At 38.3% G+C, this 25,657-nt stretch carries 24 protein-coding genes and 1 riboswitch; of the genes, 17 read left to right on the top strand and 7 right to left on the bottom strand.

Annotation, left to right across the window (positions count from 1 at the left end; all coding sequences use genetic code 11):
• Positions 1-261: 261 nt before the first annotated feature.
• From BN1068_RS16160 to BN1068_RS16130, 7 genes are all read left to right on the top strand, one after another.
• Positions 262-963 carry a response regulator transcription factor gene (locus tag BN1068_RS16160; RefSeq protein ID WP_077603851.1) on the top strand — a complete coding sequence of 234 codons (702 nt, stop codon included), beginning with the start codon at positions 262-264 and terminating at the stop codon, positions 961-963.
• Complete coding sequence (locus tag BN1068_RS16155; protein ID WP_077603850.1) at positions 950-1,951, top strand: sensor histidine kinase; 1,002 nt, start codon at positions 950-952, stop codon at positions 1,949-1,951. Before BN1068_RS16160 ends, BN1068_RS16155 begins: the two co-directional genes overlap by 14 nt.
• Positions 1,952-2,115: 164 nt before the next feature.
• Positions 2,116-2,799, top strand: coding sequence for an ABC transporter ATP-binding protein (locus tag BN1068_RS16150; RefSeq protein WP_077603849.1), 684 nt, complete (start codon positions 2,116-2,118; stop codon positions 2,797-2,799).
• Positions 2,796-5,384, top strand: a complete 2,589-nt coding sequence (locus BN1068_RS16145) for an ABC transporter permease (protein ID WP_077603848.1) — start codon at positions 2,796-2,798, stop codon at positions 5,382-5,384. Before BN1068_RS16150 ends, BN1068_RS16145 begins: the two co-directional genes overlap by 4 nt.
• Positions 5,385-6,534: 1,150 nt before the next feature.
• Positions 6,535-7,992 (top strand): ABC transporter permease, encoded by a 1,458-nt coding sequence (locus BN1068_RS16140; RefSeq protein ID WP_077603847.1) that lies wholly within the window; start codon positions 6,535-6,537, stop codon positions 7,990-7,992.
• Positions 7,993-8,007: 15 nt separating this feature from the next.
• Positions 8,008-8,679, top strand: a complete 672-nt coding sequence (locus BN1068_RS16135; RefSeq protein ID WP_217697328.1) for an ABC transporter ATP-binding protein — start codon at positions 8,008-8,010, stop codon at positions 8,677-8,679.
• Positions 8,672-10,240 (top strand): PASTA domain-containing protein, encoded by a 1,569-nt coding sequence (locus tag BN1068_RS16130; RefSeq protein ID WP_077603845.1) that lies wholly within the window; start codon positions 8,672-8,674, stop codon positions 10,238-10,240. Before BN1068_RS16135 ends, BN1068_RS16130 begins: the two co-directional genes overlap by 8 nt.
• Before the next feature lie 167 nt (positions 10,241-10,407).
• Here the strand turns inward: BN1068_RS16130 and BN1068_RS16125 are convergent, their stop codons facing one another.
• Entirely contained in the window at positions 10,408-10,770 is a 363-nt protein-coding gene (locus tag BN1068_RS16125) for a YxeA family protein (protein WP_077603844.1), read from the bottom strand.
• A 188-nt stretch (positions 10,771-10,958) separates the two neighbouring features.
• On the opposite strand from BN1068_RS16125, the gene BN1068_RS16120 reads away from it, so the two are divergent.
• From BN1068_RS16120 to BN1068_RS16100, 5 genes are all read left to right on the top strand, one after another.
• Positions 10,959-11,657 carry a response regulator transcription factor gene (locus tag BN1068_RS16120; protein ID WP_077603843.1) on the top strand — a complete coding sequence of 233 codons (699 nt, stop codon included), beginning with the start codon at positions 10,959-10,961 and terminating at the stop codon, positions 11,655-11,657.
• A gap of 24 nt (positions 11,658-11,681) precedes the next feature.
• A complete protein-coding gene (locus tag BN1068_RS16115) occupies positions 11,682-12,119 on the top strand; it encodes a GNAT family N-acetyltransferase (protein WP_077603842.1) in 438 nt (145 codons plus the stop codon).
• A gap of 75 nt (positions 12,120-12,194) precedes the next feature.
• On the top strand, positions 12,195-13,196 hold the full coding sequence (locus tag BN1068_RS16110; protein ID WP_077603841.1) for a sensor histidine kinase: 1,002 nt from the start codon (positions 12,195-12,197) through the stop codon (positions 13,194-13,196).
• An 87-nt stretch (positions 13,197-13,283) separates the two neighbouring features.
• The gene (locus tag BN1068_RS16105; RefSeq protein WP_077603840.1) at positions 13,284-14,048 is read left to right on the top strand and encodes an ABC transporter ATP-binding protein; all 765 of its coding nucleotides are present in this window, start codon (positions 13,284-13,286) and stop codon (positions 14,046-14,048) included.
• Positions 14,023-15,921: an ABC transporter permease gene (locus tag BN1068_RS16100; RefSeq protein WP_077603839.1), complete on the top strand. Its 1,899-nt coding sequence runs from the start codon at positions 14,023-14,025 to the stop codon at positions 15,919-15,921. The genes BN1068_RS16105 and BN1068_RS16100 overlap by 26 nt, the downstream gene beginning before the upstream one ends.
• A 69-nt stretch (positions 15,922-15,990) precedes the next feature.
• On the opposite strand, the gene BN1068_RS16095 is transcribed toward BN1068_RS16100, so the two are convergent.
• Together BN1068_RS16095 and BN1068_RS16090 are read right to left on the bottom strand one after the other, a co-directional pair.
• Positions 15,991-16,632 (bottom strand): alpha/beta fold hydrolase, encoded by a 642-nt coding sequence (locus tag BN1068_RS16095; RefSeq protein WP_077603838.1) that lies wholly within the window; start codon positions 16,630-16,632, stop codon positions 15,991-15,993.
• A gap of 178 nt (positions 16,633-16,810) precedes the next feature.
• Positions 16,811-17,653, bottom strand: a complete 843-nt coding sequence (locus tag BN1068_RS16090) for an N-acetylmuramoyl-L-alanine amidase (RefSeq protein WP_077603837.1) — start codon at positions 17,651-17,653, stop codon at positions 16,811-16,813.
• Positions 17,654-17,811: 158 nt separating this feature from the next.
• Here BN1068_RS16090 and BN1068_RS16085 point away from each other — a divergent pair, with 158 nt between their 5' ends.
• The 4 genes from BN1068_RS16085 to BN1068_RS16070 all read left to right on the top strand — a co-directional run bounded on the left by BN1068_RS16085 (position 17,812) and on the right by BN1068_RS16070 (position 22,376).
• Positions 17,812-18,390: an LOG family protein gene (locus BN1068_RS16085; protein WP_077603836.1), complete on the top strand. Its 579-nt coding sequence runs from the start codon at positions 17,812-17,814 to the stop codon at positions 18,388-18,390.
• Positions 18,391-18,654: 264 nt separating this feature from the next.
• Positions 18,655-18,755: riboswitch (purine riboswitch) on the top strand.
• Between the two features lie 158 nt (positions 18,756-18,913).
• Positions 18,914-20,218, top strand: a complete 1,305-nt coding sequence (locus BN1068_RS16080) for an NCS2 family permease (RefSeq protein WP_077603835.1) — start codon at positions 18,914-18,916, stop codon at positions 20,216-20,218.
• A 460-nt stretch (positions 20,219-20,678) separates the two neighbouring features.
• A complete protein-coding gene (locus BN1068_RS16075) occupies positions 20,679-21,362 on the top strand; it encodes a YehR family lipoprotein (protein WP_175637171.1) in 684 nt (227 codons plus the stop codon).
• Positions 21,363-21,662: 300 nt separating this feature from the next.
• The gene (locus BN1068_RS16070; protein WP_077603833.1) at positions 21,663-22,376 is read left to right on the top strand and encodes a gamma-glutamyl-gamma-aminobutyrate hydrolase family protein; all 714 of its coding nucleotides are present in this window, start codon (positions 21,663-21,665) and stop codon (positions 22,374-22,376) included.
• A 148-nt stretch (positions 22,377-22,524) separates the two neighbouring features.
• Here BN1068_RS16070 and BN1068_RS16065 read toward each other — a convergent pair whose 3' ends face one another.
• The 3 genes from BN1068_RS16065 to msrA all read right to left on the bottom strand — a co-directional run bounded on the left by BN1068_RS16065 (position 22,525) and on the right by msrA (position 24,242).
• Entirely contained in the window at positions 22,525-23,130 is a 606-nt protein-coding gene (locus BN1068_RS16065; RefSeq protein WP_077603832.1) for a GNAT family N-acetyltransferase, read from the bottom strand.
• A gap of 109 nt (positions 23,131-23,239) precedes the next feature.
• Positions 23,240-23,683: an SRPBCC domain-containing protein gene (locus BN1068_RS16060; RefSeq protein ID WP_077603831.1), complete on the bottom strand. Its 444-nt coding sequence runs from the start codon at positions 23,681-23,683 to the stop codon at positions 23,240-23,242.
• 34 nt (positions 23,684-23,717) lie between these two features.
• A complete protein-coding gene (gene msrA, locus BN1068_RS16055; RefSeq protein ID WP_077603830.1) occupies positions 23,718-24,242 on the bottom strand; it encodes a peptide-methionine (S)-S-oxide reductase MsrA in 525 nt (174 codons plus the stop codon).
• A gap of 95 nt (positions 24,243-24,337) precedes the next feature.
• Between msrA and BN1068_RS16050 the strand changes: the two genes are divergently transcribed.
• Positions 24,338-24,895 (top strand): MOSC domain-containing protein, encoded by a 558-nt coding sequence (locus BN1068_RS16050; protein WP_077603829.1) that lies wholly within the window; start codon positions 24,338-24,340, stop codon positions 24,893-24,895.
• A 136-nt stretch (positions 24,896-25,031) separates the two neighbouring features.
• Here BN1068_RS16050 and BN1068_RS16045 read toward each other — a convergent pair whose 3' ends face one another.
• Entirely contained in the window at positions 25,032-25,571 is a 540-nt protein-coding gene (locus BN1068_RS16045) for a DUF4269 domain-containing protein (RefSeq protein ID WP_077603828.1), read from the bottom strand.
• Between the last annotated feature and the right edge of the window lie 86 nt (positions 25,572-25,657).

Below are 25,657 nucleotides of genomic sequence, written 5' to 3'. Positions count from 1 at the left end.
TTAAATTTAAATAATATCTTTATCATAGGCGAATTTATAAAAAATAAAAAGTTATTTGTTTATTAAAGAAAACAGGAGTAACTCTTTGCTAAATATTGGGCAGATTCTTTTAAATGGAGAATAAGCCGGTGATAATTTCCTGGAAATTTCAGAAGAAAAAGTGAAAAAGACATTTTTATCCTATAATTTTTTTTAATTCATTTGTATAATGGCTGATAGATATCAGTTAACAAGCAGTAAACTGAGAAATGGGGGACAGCTATGAAATTACTCATTGTAGAGGACGATAAAACGATTGCTTCCGGCTTAGAGTATTCTTTGAATCAAGAAGGCTATGATGTTATTGTCAGTCATCATGCGCAGGAAGCAGAACGAATCATTAAAACAGATATAAACAGCATTTCCTTATGCTTATTTGATTTATCACTGCCTGATGGAAGCGGTTATGATTTATGCCGGTGTGTGAAAGAAAATGCGGATGTCCCGGTTATTTTTCTCACCGTTGCGGATGATGAGGTGAATGTGGTGATGGGATTGGATATGGGGGCAGATGATTATATTACCAAGCCATTTCGTATCCGTGAGTTAAGCTCGCGGATTAAAACCGTGCTCAGACGTTATCAAAAGAATGAGACACAGGAAAAAGATTCCATTAAAATCGGGTCATTAGTAGTCTTGCCATTAGAAGGAAAAGTATATAAGGTGGACGCTGAGCTTGCATTAACAGCACTGGAATACCGGCTGTTAATGATTTTTCTTAACCACCGCGGACAGATTCTTTCACGGGAGCAGCTTTTAGAAATGATATGGGATGCGGCCGGTGAGTTTGTTAACGATAACACGCTTACAGTCTATATTAAACGGCTCCGGAAGAAAATAGAGGATAATCCGCAAAAACCGGTATTAATAGAAACAGTCAGAGGGCTGGGATACAGGATGGCGGCAGAAGATGTTAAGAAATAACGAAATAAGTGTCTTTCTCACTTCAACTATATTGATTTTGGGAATCGGTATTCTGGCAGGTTTTATGCATTCACCAGTAACTGCGTTATTTATTGCTGTTGTCGGCAGTAGTCTGGCCATTTGCTATATCATATGGATGGCCTGGCGTTACCGGAAAATGCTTCAGCTGTCCAGTTATTTACGAAAAATCATGGCAGGAGAAACAACACTGGACGTACGTGATAATAGAGAGGGCGACCTGAGTATATTAAAAAATGAAATCTATAAAATGACAAGGATGTTATCTGAACAGCAGGAAGGATTACAGAAGGATAAAGAAAAGCTGACAGATGCGATTTCAGATATTTCCCATCAAATAAAAACACCGCTCACCTCAATGACAGTGATGGCTGATTTATTAAGTGAGCCTAATCTGGAGGCGGGGAAACGCCAGGAATTTACATACCATATCCGTAAGCAATTGGAGCGGATGGAGTGGCTTGTTTCTTCCTTATTAAAGCTTTCCAAAATGGATGCCGGGACGGTTTTATTCAGTAAGGAAAAAGTGGAAGTGTCCCAGCTAGTAAAAGAAGCTGCTGCACCAATGGAAATACCTCTTGAGCTGAAGGAGATAGAACTGGAGATAGAAGGAGTATCGGGAACTACCTTTATCGGTGATAAAAACTGGACGAAAGAAGCTTGTATTAATATTTTAAAGAATGCGGTTGAGCATACACCAAACGGCGGGAAAATTACGGTTTCTTATGAAGAAAATGCTATTTTTACAGAAATAAGAATCAGGGATAACGGGCCGGGGATTGAAAAACATGAGCTTCCACATATTTTCAAACGTTTCTATAAGGGAAGTCATGCAGCAGAGGGAAGTGTCGGCATTGGACTTGCTATGGCTTATTCAATTGTTACTAACCAGCAGGGAGATATTGAAGTCCTTAGTAAACCGGGGGAAGGAACCGTATTTATTTTGAAATTTTATAAGCAGGTCGTCTAAAAGAAGGTTCAAAAAGCTTGTAAATGATAAATGGAAGAGATTTAGCTGCTTTTTGAACACATACTTTCAAGCAAAGTGACAATATTGTCACCAGCATTGTCACTGTTCCGTCATTTTAGACAAGTAAAGTAGTAAGTAATAGAAAATAACTAGGAGGAAACGGAATGGAATTAATGCGGATTGAAAATTTGTCTAAAGTGTACGGGAAAGGTGACACAGCAGTAAAAGCATTGGATAATGTATCTTTTTCTGTGGAGCAGGGGGAGTTTGTAGCGATTATTGGACCTTCTGGTTCCGGGAAATCAACCCTGCTTCATTTGCTGGGAGGAGTTGATAAGCCGACCGGTGGTAAGGTGTTTATCGAGAAGACCGATATTTATGGGTTAAATGAAACACAGCTGGCTATTTTTCGGAGACGACAGATCGGCTTGATCTATCAATTTTATAATCTCCTGCCAATTTTAACAGTGGAAGAGAATATTACCCTGCCAATGTTATTGGATGCACATAAGGTGGACCAGAAGCATTTCAAGGAAATTGTGGAAATATTGGGACTGCAAAAGCGTCTGGATTATTTACCTAATCAATTATCTGGCGGACAGCAGCAGCGGGTTTCCATTGGCAGAGCATTGATCAGCAATCCATCTATTATTCTTGCTGATGAACCGACAGGAAATCTGGACAGCAAAAACAGTAAGGAAATCATTGATCTGTTAAAGCTGTTTAATAAAACATACAATCAGACATTGGTAGTTATTACACACGATGAACGGATTGCTTTACAAGCGGACCGTGTCATTCAGGTAGAGGATGGAGCGATTGCCAAGGACGAGGTGATTCGTCCATGAATATTGTCAACAAAGTAACACTGAGACATCTTAAGCAGAATAAACGCAGGACGCTCGTTACCATTTTTGGCGTTATTATTTCTGTTGCAATGATTACGGCAGTTGCGTCTTTAGGAGTTTCTTTTATTGATATGCAGCAGCGGGATGCAATCTCCAATAACGGTGATTGGCATTATGCTGTGGAGGATGTGGACAGAGAACAAATAAAAGCCATTCAAGCAGACGATAATACAGACGTTATCGGAATTGTGGATGAATTGGGCTTTGCTCCTTTAAATGACCAATTGACGAAAAGATACCTCTATGTCCGGGCGATGGATGAGACAGCAATGAAGCAAATGCAAGTGAAGCTGACAGAAGGGAAGCTTCCAACAAATGAAAATGAAGTTGCTATTTCTGAGGAATTAAAAGGAGAGGATTTTCCTTATCAAATCGGGGATACTATTGGGCTGGATATCGGTGAGAGGTATATGGCAGATGATGAAGAAAATCGTCCTTTAGTTCAGGATGAATCCGTCTATAAAGGAGAGGACGGCATTGAGGAAGAATTACGCAACCAGGAAAAACACAGCTTTAAAATTGTCGGTGAAATAGAAGCACCACTCTGGGATACCCCCTGGGCGGCAGGATATACAGTACTGTCGTATACAGATGGTTTATCCTTGTCAGAAATTGATGCTGCTTATGTTAATGTAAAGAAATTACGTTATTCATTATTTGATGATTTAGAGAAATTACGGGAAGATGTAGGTATTAATGCTGAAAATACGGGGACAAATACGCCGTTATTAGATACATATTTAATCTCCGTAAATAGCGGTATGGTAGCAGCGTTATCAGGACTGCTTACAGTAATCATTGTGATTATTATGGTTGGCTCGATTGTGTTAATTTATAATGCCTTTGCCATATCTGTATCAGAACGCTCCCGTTATTTAGGAATGCTTTCCAGTGTCGGGGCAACGAAAAAACAAAAGCGGAATTCCGTGTTATTTGAAGGTCTTGTTATTGGTCTGATCAGTATCCCAGTCGGAATGGGGGCAGGATTGCTGGGAATCGGCGTTACATTGCATTTTATTAGTGAAATACTGCTAAGCGCTGGTTTTAATTCTGAAATTCGTCTCGTTGTAACTCCAACAATATTTATTATAGCAGCTATAGTATCATTACTGACCATTATGATTTCTGCATGGATACCAGCTGTAAGGGCATCTAAAATTACAGCGATAGATGCAATTCGTCAGGCAAAGGATGTTAAACTGACCAAAAAGAAAATTAAAACAAACCGCTTTGTACAGAAGCTGTTTGGCTATGAAGCAGAGATTGCCTTAAAGAATTTAAAAAGAAATAAGAAACGCTACCATGTTACTGTATTTTCTTTAATGATTAGTATTATCTTATTTTTATCGGTCGGTTTTTTTACAAATACGCTGACCAAGTCCTATGAATTACAGTCTGATGAACAGAATTATGATATTTCTATTCAAGAATACTACTCTGATGATAATAAACTGGCTGATATGTATCCCACAATAGAAACGATAGAGGATGTAAAGGAAAGTATCATGTACCAGAATATGAGATTCTCTGCTGTTATACCTGAAGAGATTACAGGAGATACGTTAGAAGGCATGGATGATGACTCTGCAGAGATGTATGAAGAAGGAACGGGCTACTCATTGGAACTAATAGGTCTCTCATCAGAAGACTGGGATGATTATCTTCGTAAAAATAATATTTCAGCATCTGATAAGCAGCAGCCGGCTGTTTTAGTTAACACTGTAACTTATATGGATCAAAATAATAAATATGTGGAAACGGAGATGCTGAATGTTCATGAAGGTGATAAACTGCCTTTTCGTCAGGAATACTATATTGAGGAAAAAGACGACTGGGAATTATCAGATTCCGAAGAGCTTGAACTGATAGGCCTCACGGATAATTTTCCAATGGGAAGCTTTTATACTTCACCCAATACACTGTCAGTCATTGTTAATGAACAAACATTTAATGAACTGATAGAAAATCTGCCTTATAGTTATGATAAGAGCAGGGAAGTATATTTAACTTCAGATGATCCGTATCAGGTCCAGGAGGATATCGAAGGACTTGAATACGGTGAAACCTTGCCAATAAGTAATATATATGCGTTTCAGCAGCAGGATAAACAACTTGCTTTAGCCTTATCCGTTTTTATTTATGGATTTATCACGCTAATCACTTTAATTTCCATTGCTAATATTTTTAACACCATTTCAACTAGTGTAGCACTGAGAAAAAGAGAGTTTGCGACGATGAAATCTATTGGTATGACACCAAAAGCTTTTCGTAAAATGATTCGGTTTGAAAGTGTTTTTTATGGAATCAAGTCGTTAATCTACGGACTGCCAATCAGTTTTGTGGTGATGTACGGGATTCACATACAAACAAGGAGTGCTTTTGATTATCGTTTTCAAATACCCTGGGTTTATATCGGCATTGTTATTTTAGCTGTCTTCATCATTGTCGGAGCTGCCATGCTTTATTCGACCTCTAAATTGAAAAAGGATAATATTGTTGAGACATTGAGGCAGGAGAATATTTAAATGAATAAGGAGCTATCTCAGGTGGGATTATCTGGGGTAGCTCACTGTTAAGCCGGCTATTTGCACATAAAGTATTAGAAAAACCACTCTTGAGATTGGGTAAATGGTTAACGAAGCATGCCCATAGTACTACCGCATGAATTATTGGAATTGCCGGCTTTTTATTGGTTGTAAATGCAATAAATGATTTAGGTCTGATAGGATAATTAATAAAAAATTATATAAATATAACTCAACTTTCACACCTTAAAAAATAACTTGCTTGGTATAGAGGCAGGTGTTGATCATTCCTTCCATCTATTTCTTGACAAAGCATAAATTCTATCCAGAAAGAAGGTAACGTGTAAGGCACCCGCTTGAAAGGGGTTCTATATTGTTTAATACAACGGAGCCAATAGAAATTAGATCAGTAAAAAACATATTTTCGTGTTGCATATAAAAATGTCCCATCACGATTACTTTCTGTTCATAAGAGCTATTCCCGATATTTACTATTTATGTTGTGCGGTGTGTCATCGTTTCAATTACCACATTAACCATTTGAAACACTAAAATGATCTTTTCATCAAACAAAAAGCGATTATTTCATCCAACTCCATCAGGATATAATTCCTTTCATTCGCTGTAGAATCCTAACTGAGCGCAGACCAACCACGTAGACTCCTATGGGAACAGAGTGAGCTGAAGATCCCCTTGAAAAGCGGTTTTCTTTTCAAGTTAGCTGAAGCCGTGCCGTCTCCATGGAAAGCGTAGTGGTTGGTCGGAGCGGCGCTATACTCAATCTGCTTTTCAAGATGATTTAACAACATGCAACCAGGATAATGTAGAACATGTTCATCCTGGAATAAGAAAACTGTATCTGTTAAATAACTGAAATTTATTAGGATGATAGATACAGTTTTTTATTTTTATATCAAAGATAAGAAAAATTTGGATAATTTTCTAGATTACTATTGTATTTCTATTATATTACGAATATAATACATTTAGATGAGTGTCTTAATGTATTAATACAGTATGACAAAAATGAATAATTAGAATGAGGTGAGCGGCTCCGTTAGAGAGAGAATTTGGATAGTTGCATTGAAAAAGATGTAATATTTATCCTTTAAAAGAAGCCGTTGTCAATATTATGTTGAGGGGGTCAGTAATGAATTTTATCAAGCGTGGGTTTCTAGGTATTACAAGAAAAAAAGGAAAGTCTTTAATTTTATTGGCAGTTATTTTTATTTTAGGGAATTTAATATCCGGTGCCATTTCTATCCAGCAGGCAACGGGAAATGTAGAGTCCACTATTAAAGAGAGACTTGGAACGGCAGCAACAATTGATATTGATTACGATGAATGGGAAGCAAAGCCTGATACAGATGTAGAAGAGATCAATGTTGATTTAATAAAAGAAATTGGCAATCTTTCTTATGTAAAATATTATGATTACAGTATGTCTACCTGGATGGGATCAGAGAGTGTAGAACGCTATCAGGATGAAGAAATGGATGGCGATTATTTTGTTGACGGTCCAAGTATGGATTTCAGACTAAAGGGGATTAACTACGCCCCGGTTATTGATTTTGAAGAAGGAAAAGCTGAGCTGACAGATGGCCGTGTATTTACAGATGATGAAATTGAAAAAGGTACATCTGTGACAATTATTTCTCACAAACTCGCAAACGAAAATAATTTGCATGTGGGAGATACCTTCACTTTAGCGAATGAGGTTTATACTTATGACGAAGAGACTGGCGAGGAAGATTTCGTTACCTCCCGTGATGTTGTATTGGAGATAATTGGCTTATTTGAACCTCAGGAAGCGAAGAAAGAAACGGATGAAAATGCAGATAGTGGCATGATGATTCTTACGGATGATATGGAATATCACAATACAGTATATGTTCCTAATGAAATTGTCATTGATGAATCGCAATTTAACTGGGAAGAGTACATGAAGGCTGATGAAGAATTTGCTGAGATGATGGAAGGAGAAGAGGAATCATTTGAATACTATGAACCTATCTATTATTTGAATAATCCGGAAGATATTGAAGCATTTACAGAAGAAGTAAAACCATTACTGCCTGAGCTATATACAGTGATTAGTGCAAGTGACCAGTACGAAAATATTGCAGGGCCGATAGAATCGATGTCGAAATTAGCGAAATATGTTTTAATTGTTGCGGTAATTGCAACTGTATTGATTACTGGTTTAGTAGTTTTACTGTTCTTACGGGACCGCAAACGCGAATTGGGGATTTACTTATCTCTGGGAGAGAAGAGAAGCAGGGTCGTTGGACAGATTTTAATTGAGGTTATGGTCGTTGCCGTCGTTGGTATTACCTTATCGCTATTCAGCGGAAATCTTCTCGCGCAGCAGGTATCTGATACGATGATGAAAGCCGATGATAACAAAGATGAGTACTATGAAGAATATTACTATGAAGGTATTAGTACGGATTTGACAGCAGATGACGTGATGGATTCCTATGAAGTAACGCTTAATTCCAGTTATATTCTGGGCTTCTATGGTGTTGGTCTGGTAACAATCTTAATTTCAACTATTATTCCGCTTATATATATTGTAAGGCTGAATCCAAAGAAAATACTGATGTAATAGAGAGGTGAAATGATGATATTAGAAGCGAAGGATTTAAATTATTATTATCAGGATGGCGAGCAGCGCCGTTATATATTAAAGGATACATCGATCTCTTTTGAAAAGGGAAAGTTTTATACGATTTTAGGGCAGTCCGGCTCGGGAAAAACCACCTTGCTATCATTACTCAGTGCCTTGGATTCGCCGCATAGTGGAGAAATATTGTTTAACGAAGAAGACATCAAGAAAATCGGATACGAAAAGTATCGCCGCAATAATGTCGGAATTATTTTCCAAAGCTATAATCTGGTTCCAACTTTCACAGCTGTTGAAAATGTACTGGTTCCAATGTCTATTACAGAAAATGAAATTCCGGAAGATACAAAAACAGTTGCTTATAACTTACTGGATTACATCGGTATTGTGAAAAACAAAGCTGATCGCCTTGTGAACAGACTTTCCGGAGGAGAACAGCAGCGTGTGGCTATTGCCCGCGCTCTGGCAACCAATGTAGAATTAATTCTCGCCGATGAGCCGACAGGAAATCTTGATGAAGAGATGGAGCAGGAAATCATTGATATCTTTAAAAGATTAGCACATGAACATGGGAAATGTGTCATCGTGGTAACGCACTCCAATGAAATCGCCCTGCAGTCCGATCAGGCTTTCCGTTTGAGGAAGGGTGTACTGTCTGCTTATGAGTGATTTTTTATCAAAATTTAATAAAGATAAATATGACGATCTGGTGAACGAAAAAGAAGACAAGGAAATAAAAAATAAAGAAGAGAAGAAAACGGAGAAGCAGGAAGAAAAAGAAACGCAGCAGAAGCAGGAGGAACAGGCTTCTGCTGTGGAAAAGGAAGAAGCCGTACATAAGCGTGAGACCACCCTGGTTTCTGCGCCTGTCTCCTCCAGAAGCAGCCGCCGGCAGGATGCGGAAGAGGAAGTAGAGATTGATCTGGATTACCGCAGGAAGAAGAAGCTGCGGATGTGGCTGATTATTGCAGGGTCTGTTTTAGCTTGTCTATTGATTTTCTTCATTTATTATATGCTTGTTCATGTAAAGGTTGAAAATTTTGTGGACCAGCCAGTTTCGGAAGTCCGTGCCTGGGCCGGCGAGAATGATGTCGAGGTTGAATTAGAGCAGGAGTACAGTATGGAATATGATGCGAATCAGGTTATTTCTCAAAGCGTAGCTGAAGGTGACAGAATTAGAAAAGGGAAAGCATTGAAATTAACCAGCAGTTTAGGTGCAGACCCGGAAGAGATTATTCCGCTTGCTGATTTTTCAGAAATGACCCAGGAGGAAGCACAGACCTGGATTGATGAAAATAAGGCAGAAAATCTGCAGATGGTGACAGAATATAGTGATGATATAGAAGCTGGAGACTTTATCAAATTTTCCATCAAGGATAGCAATATTGCAGAATCAGAATATAAGCGCAAAGATAGTGCAGCTGTTTATTATTCAAAAGGGGAAGAGGTTTTTGAGAAGAATATTACCATCCCTGATTTTACTGGAGTTGCTAAAGAAGAAGTGGAAAAATGGGCAGAAAAGAATGAAGTCGAGATGACCTATGAAGAGGCTGATTCTGACAGTGTTGAAGAAGGAAATATTATCAGTCAAAGTGAAGCCGCAGACGAAAAAATTGCGAAAAGAGATAAGATGGAAGTTGTTGTATCTGCAGGTAAAGCTGTAATCGTTCCAAGCTTTTCTGGATTAACTGCAGAAGAGGCAGCCATGAATTATCCGGATTTAAATGTGACGGTGAAGCATGCTTTTCACGCTGATGTTGCCTATGGCTCGCTTATTTCACAATCTGTTGAACCGGATACGAAGCTGACGAACAAAGATGATAAAAGTGTTACCGTTACGTATTCGCAGGGCAGACCATATTTACATGATTTCCGTGGCCAATCAGAAGGCGATTTGCCAAAATTGTTCTATGAACAATATAAATCAAAGGGTGCTGATATTAACTATATTGTGAAGTATGTTGATTCATCAGAACTAAAGGGAACAGTTGTTGATATGGGTGTGTTTAATGAATTTGTACCGATGACTTATACAGTAGAGGTCAGAATTAGTAATAATGCTTCTGCACCGCCTAATCCGCCAGATTTTAGTGAAGGGCCGGAAAATATCTATCCGGAGTCTGGTGCAGGTGAAGATGTGGGACAAGGAGAGCTTGATCCAGAGCCTGGAGCAGAAGAATCTCAAGATTTATTGGAAGATGGAGAAAATCTTGAAGTAGATGAGAAGTAAGAGAGACAGCTAACGGGTTCGAGGTTCTCGAAATCGAATATGCGGAGGAATAATATAACAGGAGTATTTCCTTAAAAGGGAAGTACTCCTGTTTTTAGATTCCATTTTGCCAAAAGGGATTAGCTTGGTTAGCCTCTCCTCATAATCTTATTTTTTGATCCTAGATCTTAATACAGCTGCATTAAAGGTTTTTCCGGAATATCCTCCTCCATGACTTCAATCCAGCCCTTTCCATAGCTGCCCGATGCATCCATACGCAGAAAAGCATTTGGCCGCAGCTCTTTATTCATCACTTTTGTAATTTGCTGTTCATCGCCTTCTTCGTTATACCCTAGAAAGACATACTTATATTTCCCGGTCCACAGCTTTTCATAATTATCTTCTGATGTCTCTACGTAATAGGTTTCTACAGGGTGCTGTAATAACCAGTCTGTTAATGGAATAATGCCTGCTGTTGTCTTTTGGATGACTGCCGCTGCAATTGTAAATATAATGAGGATTCCAATCAATATCTTTACTGCTTTTTTCATTTGGTGACACTCCTTTTTACTCTTTATTCTCAGCTTTATTGTAAAGAAGGAGACAGACTGTAAAAATCGTTTATTCTTACAGTTACCTTACATAATTGTAAGGTGAAAATGCTTCCTCTTTTTTTGTGGTTCATTTCAAACTATGCAATAATTATTAAAAACAAAGCATACATAAAAGGGGAATATAAATGCAAACCATTATGATAGTAGAAGACGATCCGAAGATTTCGAAGCACTTACAGGATTATATTGAAAAATATGGCTATCAGGTAGCTTTTGTTACGGATTTTGAACGGATTATGGATGTTTTTCAAAATTCAAAACCTGACCTGGTGCTTTTAGATATTAATTTGCCAAGCTATGATGGTTATTACTGGTGCAGACAAATTCGCAAGGAGTCTACCTGCCCGGTCATTTTTATTTCTGCCCGGACGGGAGAGATGGATCAGGTAATGGCACTCGAGAACGGCGGCGATGACTTTATAACAAAGCCGTTCAGTGCTGAAATTGTGATGGCTAAAATACGGAGCCAGTTGCGCCGTGCTTATGGAGAATATGCACAGGATGTTAAGGAACGTTTTTTGGAGGTAGAAGGTCTAAAGCTTTTACCTGAGCGTCTGGAGTTAACCTTTGCCGGAAAAGATACATTTCTATCTAAAAAAGAAGCAGACATCATCGAAACAATAATGAACCGTTATCCGCGTGTTGCCGGCAGGGAAGATCTGCTGGAAAAGCTGTGGGATGATCAGACCTATGTGGATGAAAATACGTTAAATGTCAATATAACAAGAGTACGGAAAAAGCTGCAGTCCATAGGAATAGAGGATGGTGTTGAAACGGTCAGGGGTGTTGGTTACCGGCTGAAAAGTATGCTTAATGAAGAATGATGTAACTAAAAAGGGAGTGTTAACATGCAATTTAGAACTGTCGAAGAAGGCGATTTGATTATATGCAGTAAATTATTCTTAACGGTTTTTAATGAAGAACCGTGGAATGATGAATGGACATTAGAAAAAGCACAACAATATTTATCAGATTTTTACCGGACTCCAGGATTTTTGGGTGTCTCCGCAGTTGAAAATAACGAGATAGTCGGATTTATTTTCGGAGCGCGGCGGGTATGGTGGAGCGGCGATGAGTTTTTTATTAATGAGATGTGTGTGGACACAAATCAGCAGAATAAAGGAATTGGGAAAGCGCTCATGGGTTATTTGAAGAAAATAATAGGTTCAAATGGGGTGGCGACTATTTCTCTTTTAACCGACAGAGGAATACCTGCAGAAGAATTTTATAAGAGAAATGGTTTTAAAGAAATTGAGAGGCTTGTATTTCTAAGTCGTGATGTTTAAAATATGATATTTATTTTACATTCAAACAGGATTTAAAAGTTAGAAAAATGTCTCAGGATTCAAAGGAGATTTGCAATGAGGTTATTTTTTAAGGAGCATGCTCTGCTGATTGCTCTCAACATATTACAATTTGCTTCCATTTTGATTATTTATTGGCTGGATGGTTACCGGAATCTGCTGCCGGCTTTATATGCAATTTTTATCGGCTTCTTTCTCCTTGCCTGCTATCTTTTTTATCAATATTTCAGCCGGCGCGCATTTTATCAGCGATTAAGCAGACCTTTAGAAACACTGGATGAATCATTGCAGAAGAGCGGCCAGCATCCGGTTTCGGAAGCTTTGAACGAACTTTTACGGAGCCAATATAAGCATTACCAGCAGCAGATAAATACGATTGGAAAGGAAAGAGAGGAGCATCTTAAACAGATGGATCATTGGGTGCATCAGATGAAAACACCCATCTCTGTAATTGAGCTTACTGCACAGAGTCTGGACGAGCCGGATTCGTCCAGTATCAGAGAAGAAACCGAGCGGATGAAAACAGGTTTAAATACGATTCTTTATATGGCCAGACTGCGGACAATTGAACAGGATTTTCATATCAAACCGATTCACCTGGAGTCATTAGTACATGAAGTAAATGGAGAAAATAAACGATTCTACATACGTAATAAAGTCTATCCGAAAGTGGAAGAAAGAACAGAAGGGTTGACTGTACAAACAGATGAAAAGTGGCTTTTCTTTATTTTAACCCAGCTTGTCTTAAATGCAGTAAAGTATTCAGCAGGAAAAAGCAATTCGATTCTTATCTCTATCTATGAAAGAGAAAAAGAAGCCGTTTTGGAAGTGCAGGATTTTGGAGTAGGGATTCCGGAAGAAGATAAGAAACGTATTTTTGATGCATTTTACACTGGAGAAAATGGCAGGAAATTCAGAGAATCTACCGGGATGGGGCTGTATTTGATAAAAGAGGCAGTGGAGCACCTCCATCATCGTATTGAATTTGAATCACAGGTGGGAGAGGGTACAACATTCCGGGTTGTTTTTTCAGAGACGCAAAACCTTACAACAATGTAAGGTAACTGAAAGGAATTTCGATAGTTCCTTCCTTAAAAACAGCGATATACTAAGGTTACATTAAATGATAAGGAAGGAAGTATTTTTATGCTGAAAGTAAGACAGGTCAGTAAAGTATATGAAGGAAAGGTTTCCTATCGAGCATTGTCAGATATTAATTTGAATGTAGAGGACAATGAATTTGTAGGGATTATGGGACCTTCCGGGAGCGGTAAAACGACATTATTGAATATGATTGCTACGATTGATGAACCGACTACAGGTGAAATTTTAATAAATGGAAAGGATCCGCATCGCCTGAAAAAAGAAAAGCTGGCGCAATTCCGCAGACGGGAGTTAGGGTTCGTCTTTCAGGATTTTAATTTGCTTCATACCTTGACCGTGGAAGAAAATATGGTGCTGCCATTAACGCTCGATGGTAAAAAGGTAAGTGAAATGAAGAAAAAAGCAAAGGAAATTGCTGCAAAGCTGGGTATAACAGAAATAATGAATAAAAGAACGTATGAAATCTCCGGTGGACAAGCGCAGAGAGCGGCTGTTGCCCGGGCAATGATTCATACGCCGAAGCTGCTTTTAGCGGATGAGCCGACAGGGAATCTGGATTCAAAATCCTCCAAAGATGTGATGGAAATGCTGGAATCAATTAATGAAAAGGAAAAAACAACGATGCTTTTGGTAACACATGATCCCCAGGCGGCGAGTTATTGTAATCGTGTTGTGTTTATCCGGGACGGGAAGTTTTATTCGGAAATTCACCGGGGAGATAACCGGCAGGCATTTTTCCAAAAGATTATCGACACACTCTCATTAATGGGAGGGGATTCCAATGACTTTTCGTCAGTTCGCGTTTAATAATGTTGTCCGGAATAAGCGGTTATATGCTGCCTATTTTTTGACAAGCCTTTTTACGGTAATGGTGTTTTTTACTTTTTCTATATTTGCATCTCATCCACAGCTGACGGGAGATAATATGGATTCCTACATCAGCTTTGGGATGAATGTAGCTGCAGGAATTATCTATGTATTTTCTTTTTTCTTTGTGCTTTATTCGATGAGTTCTTTCTTACAATCACGAAAAAAAGAATTCGGGTTATTGATGATGCAAGGGATGAGTATGAAGCAGATCCGCTCAATGGTATTTTTGGAGAATATGTTTATCGGCCTGCTGGCCACAATTGGCGGTATTGGGTTAGGACTTATTTTTTCAAAAGGTATTTTATTAATTGCAGAAAATGTACTCATTATTGATAATGAACTGCCTTTTTATTTTCCAACGCAGCCTATTCTGCTGACTTTTGGCTGTTTTATGGTGTTATTTTTCCTGATTTCTTTATTTGTATCTTATGTTTTGCGGAGCCGTAAATTGATTGATTTAATCAAAGGAGATAAGAAGTCAAAGGGTGAGCCGAAAGCAAATCTATTTTTAACCATTCTGGCGGTTCTTCTGCTGGGGACGGGATATGCTGTTGCTTTAACAGTCGATGGATTAAAGGTGATTGTTGCAATGGTCCCGGTTATCCTTGTCGTCATTATCGGTACGTATCTTCTGTTTACGCAATTAAGTGTATTTATCATCCGGCGGTTAAAAAAGAATGAGAATATTTTCTGGCATAAAACAAATATGATTCTCTTCTCTGATCTTTCTTTTAGAATGAAGGATAATGCAAGATCCTTTTTCCTAGTGGCAATTATTTCTACCGTTGCTTTCAGTGCGATTGGATCATTGTACGGGTTTCAGTCCTATCTTACCGCAGGAATAAAACAGGTGTATCAAACTACGATTTCCTATCAGGACTATGAAACCGGAAATGAGGAAGTAAATGTCTCCTATATTGATGAAACGTTGCAGGAAGAAAATATGGATATGGATAAGGAACAGATAACGCTTCATTACTATGAATTGCCTGATAAGCCAAGGATTTTTATTACCAGAGAATCCGATTATAACCGGATTGCGGACTTAAGTGATAATGAAACACTTCAGGTAGATGATGGAGCACCAGCTTTGGTGAGTCCTGAAATGATTTTGCTTGGTATTGGCGGCAGCATTTCCGATGTACAGGAAGAGGATATGCTAAAAGATGCAGTCCTTGAATTAGATGAAGATACTGCTATAGAACCGGAACATCTGATATTATCCAATGTATTGCCTTCTAATAGAGAGTATTATGTTGTATCTGACCAGGACTTTGAGAACTTGCCTGAATCTGCGGCAGAGGAAAATTATTATGCTTGGCAGGAAGCTGAGGATAAAGAGATTCCTTTAAGCCTGGCAGAAAAATTAGATGATAAGTTGTCTACAGAAGGAATTCATATTGGTCAGTATGAAGAATATGTAGTAAATAAAGCTTATGGGCCCATCCTGTTTGTCGGCTTATTTATCGGAATCGTCTTTTTCGTATCAGCTGGAAGCTTTCTTTATTTCCGACTTTACTCCGATTTAGATGAAGATAAGAAAAAATTCCAGGCCATAACGAAAATGGGGTTAACAGAAAAAGAACTGAAGAAAGTCTTAAACAGACAGACTGCACTTCTTTTCTTTGCGCCAATAGCAGTTGCACTGGTTCATGGAGCAGTAGCATTAACGGCGCTGTCCCATATGTTTTTCTACAGTCTGGTAAAGGAATCGGCTATAGTTCTGGGACTGTTTTTAATCATTCAGATTGTGTATTTCTTTATTGTCCGTTTTTATTATATTAGACAGATTAAACAGGCATTGCGATAATGGTGTTTCTATAAAGAGAAGGCTTCATAAAAGTGGTGAACTTGATAGAGTCCGCTTTATGAAGCCTTTTTAAATTGGAGATGAAGCTGTCCGGTTCCAAAAACTTTTAATTATTTCCGCCAGTACTTCCGGATTATCTGCATTTGCTTCATGTCCGGCCTGCTCAATAATTTCCAGTTTTGCACCGCTGATCCGGCCGCTTAACTGTTCAGCTGCTTTTCTGTTTGGCTTATCTTTTTCCCCGCACAGAATAAGGGTTTGACAGGATATATCGGATAATTGCTGGCTGAAATCTAATTTCTTCATGGATGTGGTCAATTGAATCACATCCTTTTTAGGGAGGCCCATTTTTTGAAACATCGAATTGGGCAGCATTTGGAAAACACCATTTTGCACAGAGAGAAGAAATCGCGGCATTGTGTATTGTGCGGCAATTAAGATAAGAGAGTTTACTTTTTCTGGAAGGTCTATTGCGTAATTTAGGGAAAGGATTGCGCCTAAGGAAAGTCCGCAAAGTTGAACTGGACCATTAATATTTTCGCAATAATCGAAAAAATGCTTATATAGATTATGATAGTCCACTTCGCTACCTTTAAGTAGTGAAAATAAGTCAGGTGAAACGATTTGTTGTGTATCCATATCTAGATACTCTATTGTTTTTTGCCAGCTTGCAGCATTTTGACCGAGCCCGTGGACAAAAACATATGTCATTAGTAAATCACTGCCTTTCTGGTACAGTAGGTTGTCTTTATAATATCATATAAAAGATGATTCGTAGGAGTATAACTAAGTCAGAAAAATCTTATAATAAATTTGCTGAATATGTTCGATAAAGAGATGATAATAACTATGTATATACCCCCGCCATGAAGCGGGAGTATATTTTCCTTTACTTCACTCTTAATCGTGCACCTGGCTGAATAGTATCACTGGTTAATCCATTAATACTCTTAATCGCACTGACCGTCGTATTATATTGCTGCGCTATTCCCCAAAGTGTATCGCCTGCCTTAACTGTATAATAAACAGCTCCGCCACTGCCGACAATTAATACCTGGCCGGGAAAAATCGTATCATTAGTTAATCCGTTTAAATTTTTCAATTGCTGCACAGTCAGATTATGGGCTTGGGCAATACTCCAAAGTGTATCTCCAGATTTAACAGTATACGTATTGCCGCCACCGCCAGATTTTCTTTTTAACCCTAGAGCCTGAGCAATTCCGTTTGCATGCCCTGTGGCAATTCGATTAAGATAAGCATCCGATTTTAATTTATTTGCATCTGCAACTGTGTCAATAAAGCCATTTTCCGTTAAAACTGCCGGCATACTGGATTCACGCAGCACATGGAAATTCGCTCTTTTTTTACCGCGGTTTCTAAAGTCGATCTGCTTCATAATCTCTGCATGTAGTTTATCGCGGTATGTTACTGTATTGTTAGACACACTCCCGTTATAGATATAGTCCTCATATCCAGTGCCGCCCCCGGCATTAATATGAATACTGACAAAATAATCTGCTCCCCAGCTGTTTGCATCATTTGTTCGCTGCGTAAGACTTCGGGTCGTGTCGCTTGTCCTGCTCATGCGTATACTATGACCTTCATAATCGCGTGTGAGAATATCTCTTGTCTTTAAAGCAATCGATAAGGTGACATTTTTCTCCTGCAAACCATTTCCGGCTGCTCCCGGGTCTGTACCGCCATGACCTGGATCAAGATAAATTTTAACCATAATAAAAATCCTCCTTAAAAGTTGGTATAATATTTTGTATTAAAAAAACAGCTTGCCCGTTTGGACCAGCTGCTTATGGAATAAGCTGATTTTGCTGTTATGTTGTTATTTTTGGATTGTTTCCTTATGCTAGAATAGATTGGGGGAGGAGAGATGATATGAATATTGCCGTATATTGCGGTGCAAGTCTTGGAAGTGATCAGGCTTACCAGGACGCAGCACGGAAAGTTGGAAAATGGATAGCAGAAAAGAATAATACGCTGGTATATGGCGGGGGAAAAGCAGGATTAATGGGTGTGGTTGCCGATGAAGTTTTGGCAAATAACGGTGAAGTTATTGGTATCATTCCTGATTTTCTGGTTGAAAGAGAATTAAGTCATCCCAATCTGACAACTTTAGAAGTTGTTGATTCCATGTCCGTAAGAAAAAATAGAATGATTGCATTAGGGGATTGTTATATAGCACTGCCTGGAGGACCGGGAACGCTTGAAGAAATTGCAGAGGTCATCTCCTGGGCAAGAGTTGGTCAAAACCAGAATCCATGTATTCTTTTCAATCAAAATGGATACTATGACAGCCTTGCCAGGTTTTATGATGAAATGGTAGAGCATGGGTTTTTATCTGAGCAGGATAGAGAGCTTATTTTGTTTTCCGATTCAGTGGAAGAGATAGAATTGTTTATTTCTAGTTATACGCCGCCTGAAATAAGAAAATACACGATAAGTCCATCCAGTTAGCACAGGCTGATATTCACAGCATTACAACGAAAGAGTATCTGTCCAGTGAAGACAGGTACTCTTTAACTCTGCCAAAATCGTACAAGCCCGCTGTCTAATCCCTTTTAGAAAATAATTGCACTAATAAATTCATAAAATTTAAACTCTTATAAGATTATCATTAGAATTTTTGCACTTCGGAGTCTAACAACGGATGTTAGGGGTATAAAGTATAGTTTTTGTTCGTGTTTTATTGACAAATTTCATGGTGATTAGTAATATTATAATGTGAACTTAATAGAAATGCGTATAATTTCGGGGATATGGCCCAGAGTTTCTACCAGACTGCCGTAAATAGTCTGACTACGCAGCAGGACTAATCTTAAATTTTCAATATCTGTTTTGAAAATGAGGATTATTATCCGCTGCTCCAATAGAAACTCTTAAGTAATTTAAGAGTTTTTTTGCATTGTATAAAATTTATGGAGCTTTTCTAGAAAAGAGAACGTTCAAAAAGTCCGGTGAAAATGGAGGAAATAAATGCATGAGTAAATATTTTGAATTTGAAAAACTGGGAACGAATTTTCGAACAGAGTTTATAGCTGGTTTAACAACCTTTTTAGCTATGGCTTATATTTTATTTGTTAATCCGAGTATTCTGGGAGAAGCGGGTATGGATCAGGAAGCGGTGTTTGCAGCTACTGCAATTGCGGCTGCTTTTGGTTCCATTGTGATGGGAGTTCTTGCTAAATATCCGGTAGCACTTGCTCCTGGTATGGGGCTGAATGCCTTTTTTACTTATACGGTAGTCATTGGCTTCGGTGTTCCGTGGGAAACAGCACTTGCAGGTGTTTTAGCTTCAGGAATTATATTTATTGGTTTAACCTTAACAGGAATCCGCGAAACGATTATTAATGCAATCCCGCCAAGTTTAAAAATGGCAGTGGGAGCAGGTATTGGTTTATTTATTGCATTTATCGGTTTGAAGAATGCACAAATTGTCCAGGCGGACCCGTCCACAATTATTGCCCTTGGTGATTTAACATCCCCGCCGGTTTTATTGGCGATTTTTGGAATTGTTGTTTCTGTTATTTTGATTACTGTAGGTGTGAAAGCGGGTATTTTTTATGGAATGATTATCAGCTCTATTGTAGGCATGATTTTTGGATTAATTCCAGTGCCATCCGGTATTAGTGGGGTTGTAAGCAGTGCCCCGAGTCTGGCACCGACATTTGGACAAGCTTTTATTCACTTTGATCAGATTTTTACAATGCAGATGCTTATTGTTATTTTGACATTTTTATTTGTTAATTTCTTTGATACAGCAGGAACACTGGTTGCAGTGGCGACAAAGGCAGGATTGATGAAGGACAATAAATTACCAAGAGCCGGTAAAGCGCTCTTTGCAGATGCTTCTGCCAGTGTTGTAGGAGCTGCTGTCGGTACATCTACAACAACTTCCTTCGTAGAATCTACATCAGGTGTAAGTGTTGGCGGACGTTCAGGATTTACAGCAGTTGTCACAGGCTGTCTCTTCCTGTTAGCTTTGTTTTTCTCTCCGCTATTAAGTGTTGTAACGAATGAAGTAACAGCACCGGCCTTGATTATTGTTGGCGTACTGATGGCCAGCAGCTTAAAGGATATTCCATGGGATAAATTTGAGATTGCTGTACCGGCTTTCTTTACCGTACTGATGATGCCGGTAACTGCCAGTATCGCAACTGGTATTGCCATCGGATTTATCTTCTATCCAATTACAATGCTTGTCAAAGGCAGGGCGAAGGAAGTACACCCGATTATGTATGTCCTGTTTGTTGTTTTTGCACTGTATTTTATCTTTTTGACTTAACAATCAATAAGTAGCTGATAAGGGGAGAGTGTGGTGCATTCTCCTCTTTTTAGTTTATCGCAGGGTAACTGGATGTAGCTCGCAAAGGTGTTTTCAATTGGAGCGAGTATCAATCCCATGACCCTGGTGCTGATTCAACGCTATTCTTCCTTTTAGCCTTATTGCATAGTGGAGAACAAAAAATCCTGCTAAATAAAGAATGGCTTTGGAAAATAGGAAAAAAGAAGTGTTTTACAACTCCTTTAGGAGAGTAGTCAATGAAACATACTAATTATAGAAGAAATGAGATCATGACAGGTTAATTAATAGGAAAAATGATATAATTCTAAATTTAATATACTTTTTTTAGCATGAAGTTTAAAGCCTTTGACCTATTGAAAACCTTCCAAGATTTTCATATGATTATGAAATAGTATGAACAATGCTATTGTTAACTTCAGAGGAGAGAGGAAGAACAGAAATGAAAAAATGGCTAATGCTATGTATGGCACTACTTCTTAGTGTTGCTTTGGTTGCTTGTGGTTCTGATAATTCAGACGACGATAAGGATACTAAAGATAATGAGAGCACTGAGGAAAAATCAGAAGAAACATCAGATAACAATGAGGATTCAGAAGAAAACGCGGAAGCTGAGGAAGGTGCAGCTGCTGATGAAGAATCTGATACAGACTCAGAAGAAAGTACAGATGCGGAAGCAAGTACAGATTCAGAAAATGATGCAGCCGCAGAATCTCAAGATTTCGATTTTGATCCAAATGGAGAAAATGCGGTAACACTTCAGTTAGAACAAGCTGGCGTTATTGTAAAACTTACTTATAAAGCAGATGGCGATATGGTCTATGAACAGACAGCTAATAATGAAATGCCTTATTCAACCTTAGGTGTATCTACACCGGAAGAAGCTGAAGAGGCAATGGCAGGCTATGCTGCAGATTTTGAAGGGATAGAAGGAGTTACTCATAACTTTGAATATCTGGATGATAAAGTAGTGGAAACATTAACGGTAAATTACGATGAAGCTGATGTGAACGAAGTAAGCCAATTGACAGGATCTGAATTTGAGGGAGACTTAAGCGGTGGTGTAAGTCTTCAACAATCTGTTCAGATGCTTCAGGCACAAGGCTATGAAATCGTTGAGGAATAATTTGCATAGCAATTATTAAGAAAAAGATGATCTTTTTTCAATAAAGGATTATTTCCGGTTAATTAGACAAGTGAAAAATATGCTACAGTCTGGCGCTGTTATTTAAACGGTGTCAGGCTGTTTTTTTTCCTGAGCATTACTATTTGAAAAAGAGTTAATTTTCTTTTAACATCTGTGGTAACGAATAGTCACAACATCCAGTGCCAGTGTATAAAATACACCAAAAGTAGAGCTATAGAACAATTTATAATACCGTTATCACTGCTGCAATAGCCATAAAATGATAAGGGGGACAATAAAATGAAGCCGATTATTGGAGTGACAGCATCGAAGGAAGCAGATGGAATGGAGTATAAAATGAACCTGCGGAATATAAGAGCCATTGAACAAGCCGGGGGCATTCCAGTCATCCTGCCGTATTATAGTGATTATCAGGAAATAACTGTATTACTCGATAAAATGGATGGACTTTATCTGCCGGGCGGCTATGATATCGATCCTTCTCTATTTCAGGAGGAGCCGAACCCCGGTCTCGGCACAATTATTTCGGAAAGAGACCGGTTAGAAAAGGAAATTATCCCATATTTTTTAGAAAAAGATAAGCCGGTATTGGGAGTTTGCAGAGGATGCCAAATTTTAAATGTTGTTACGGGAGGAACCATGTATCAGGATTTAGATTCGCAATATCCGAAGCAGTTAATTCAACATACCCAAAAAGCAGCCTTTCATCACCGTTCGCATGGTGTGACAATAGCTCCGTCATCTTTATTAGGGAGATTAGTGCAGGCAGGAGAAATCAGAGTAAACAGCTATCATCATCAGGCAAACCGCACTCTGGGGAAAGATTTTATGATTTCGGCTGTAGCAGGTGATGGTGTTATGGAAGCCTTCGAAAGTAAAATACATCGCTTTGTTTTAGGTGTGCAGTGGCACCCGGAAGGATTGATTAATCTTTCAGAGGACGCATCACTGGCTATTTATCAGGGATTTATTCAAGCTTGTAAGGGAATTTAGATTATTGCTGCGCTTTACAGGAAGTGGAATAAACTATAACGCTGTTCAGATTTCTTTTTGAGTTTATCCGTATGGGGTGAGAAAACACTTGCTTACCTCAGCAAAGTAGAATCTGCTGCTGAGGTATGGCAGTGTAAATATTTTTCTGTTAGTTCTTTTTGATATTGCCGATTTCATTTAATGCTTTAACATAGCAGACACATTGATGCTTCCGTTGAATATCACTAAACTGTTCAAGATCTTTCCCGGTATAGTGTGAAAAAGCAGATACAGGAAAAAGCCGTTCTGTTGCAGACTGTAAATGACTTGTGATTTCATCTCCTTCTAAATAAATATGATAATAAGAATCAACCATCGTAAAGCCCATTTTTTCATACCAATTCTGAACCCACTTATCATCGCGTGTCCACGCTTCAAGGTAATTCAGTTTTAGCGTCCTTGCAATCTTCTCCGCCTCATTCAACAAGGCTTGGCCAATTCCTTGCCGGGAAAAATCAGGATGCACTGCAACATGCCAGATCATTCCCCCTGGATCGATGCCCTGAGAGCAGACTGTTCCTTCTTCAGCTTCATATTCAATATCAATCAACCCGGCAATTCTTCCATCTATTTCAGCAACAAGTTCAATGGAAGAATGCTCATATGTCTCTTTTTCCTGAAGAACATTATCAAAATAAGCTGTTTCCAAAAAGGCGAGTACCCGGCAATGAAGCCACCTTTTTTCGTCAGCAGGTGTATATGCTCTGATTTTCATCTTTTCCCCACTTTCTAAGCTTCAGTGATTTCAGACCATTATCGTATAAAAAGAGAGACCTTCAGCATAAATATCAACTATCAGGTCTCTGTAAAAATTTTAATCTGTATTAATCTGCTTCATTTTCAGCTAATGATTTAATTACTTTGGAAGACTCTTTTGCAAAGTCAACGGACGCTTCGTAATAATCTTCTCCCTGATCCAAAAGAGAGAAGTCACCGATTTCAATAAATAGCTTTGTACGGTTTCCCATATTTTCTAATAAATAATGGTAGGCGACTTTTCCTTGCTCAGGTTTGTTTTTCCATCCTGTTCCATGTAAATCAATAATCAGCTTTTTTTCTTTTTCAGCTTTCATTATAGTGGTAATAGATTGCTCTCCATTTGGTAAATCCCAAACTACCTTACTGCCTGCAGTCATTCTCTCTTGTGGATAGCCCTCTGGCAGTTCATCCCATTGTGCTACATATTTAGGCAGTGTTAAAACATTCCAAACTTTTTCTGGATCTGCATGGATGGTTATTTCTTCTGTGACAATCAGTTGTTTTTGCAATGGAATACCTCCAAATGATTTTTAGCAGATAAGATTATGCCTGCCAGTTTTCTGCGATAAATTCATCCCGTCCTGATTTAGCACGGTCTTCTTCGTATTCAGCTTTGCTCTTCTTATAAAAGTCCTGATGATAATCTTCAGCAGGGTAGAAAACAGATGCTGCTTTAATTTCCGTCACAATCGGTTTAGCGAATCTTCCGCTGTCAGCAAGTGCCTGCTTTGTCTTTTCAGCAAGCTCTTTCTGTTTTTCGTTATGATAAAAGATGGCGGTTCTGTATTGCTCGCCTCTATCCTGAAATTGTCCATCTGGATCGGTCGGATCGATTTGTGGCCAGTATAGGTCGAGAATCGTCTGGTAATCGATAAGAGAATCATCATAGGTAATCTCCACCGCTTCATAGTGTCCTGTATTCCCTTGCTTGACTAGTTCATAAGCAGGATTATCTAAATGTCCGCCTGTATAGCCTGATATAACCTGATGTACTCCGTCCCATTGATCAAATGGTTTCACCATACACCAGAAGCAGCCTCCGGCAAATGTTGCTTTTTGTATTGTCATGTTAATCCTCCTTTAGGCTTTTCAAATGTCACGATAGTTTGTAGAATGAAATTAATATAACATATTTCAGTATTTTTTAGAAATAAGGTGATATCATGGAAGAACCATTTGTACATAGAATTTTTAATAATAAACAGAATGAAATAAAAAATAGTATGTTTTTATCGAGACTTGGTTTTGCAAAAGAAAATCCGGATAAAAAGATAGCTATCTTTGATAAATGTATTTTTGCTTTTCCAATTAGGCATTACAATGAACCAGATACAGATAAATTATTTACAAAACGTGCAGGAGAAAAGAAGGAGAACCTTTCTGTTTTGGAAATGGACGAGTATTCCGTATTTATTGGTGATATTTATCAATTCGGGAAAGCTGTCATCCAGGTTTCTCAGCCTGGAACAGTATCGCAGAGAGAGATGGAAAATGGATTGAAAACAGGCTGGTATTTCCGGGTGCTTGAGGAAGGGAAAATTCAGCCGGAAAGCGATTTACAACTGATAGAGCGCCCCAATCCAAAGTGGTCGATTGCAGCTTGTAATGAAGTAATGTATATAGACCGTGATAATTTATGGGGGGCAGATGAACTGTTTTATTGTACCGAGTTGGGAATTGTCTGGAGGAAGACATTGAGAAAGAGATTGAGAGGATTTTAGATTAATAGTTACGTTAAGTGTCATGAGTTTGCTGTGAAATAAATTGTATTATAGTGAAGAAGAAGGTGAGAAATTGCCTTCTTCTTTATGCTTATTTAAAATATATAAAATGATTCATCATCGTTTGAAGTCTGCTTCAAAAAAATTTAATTATTTGTTTTCCTAGTCCATAATCTATCAAAGCTTCGTATGGGTCCCCTGTTAATCCAAGCATATGGCAAAATGCCTGCTCTGTCTTAAACCCCTGTTCTTTTAAAGCAATAATTTCTCTTATCCAGGATGGATTCTTATCAAGAAGGTATTTTTCAATAACCATGTGCAGATAAGCGTACTGCTGTGTTACAGCCTGAGCTTGTCCAAATAATTCAAATTCAAAATTATGATAAATGAAGTTTGCTTTTACTATGGGCTTATTTCTGATTATCTTCTGTTTAAACCTGAATTGAGGATAAGCCCTATAGAGAAAATTAATTTTCTCTCTGAAACCGCTAAAATCATGAACCTCCATAATAATATCTAAATCAGAGGATGATGTATCTACATGGAGTGGTATTGTTCCGCATAAAATGGGAGAGTATATTTTTAGATCCTCCATAATATTCAGCTGGTCAATCGCTTTAAATGCTTTTCTTTGTTTTTCATTTCCTGATTTTAGATATCTCAGATTTTTCAACATGTCTTCCCACCTTTTTTATTAAGCTTTAATAAAGAGCTGCGGTATCTAAAATATACCGGATCAGACTCTTTAAATAAAGTGTAAAT

This window comes from Oceanobacillus sojae, from assembly GCF_900162665.1.
Lineage (GTDB): Bacteria > Bacillota > Bacilli > Bacillales > Amphibacillaceae > Oceanobacillus > Oceanobacillus sojae_A.
Note: the sequence above shows the minus strand (reverse complement) of the source record. Positions and strands in the feature narration are given on the sequence as shown.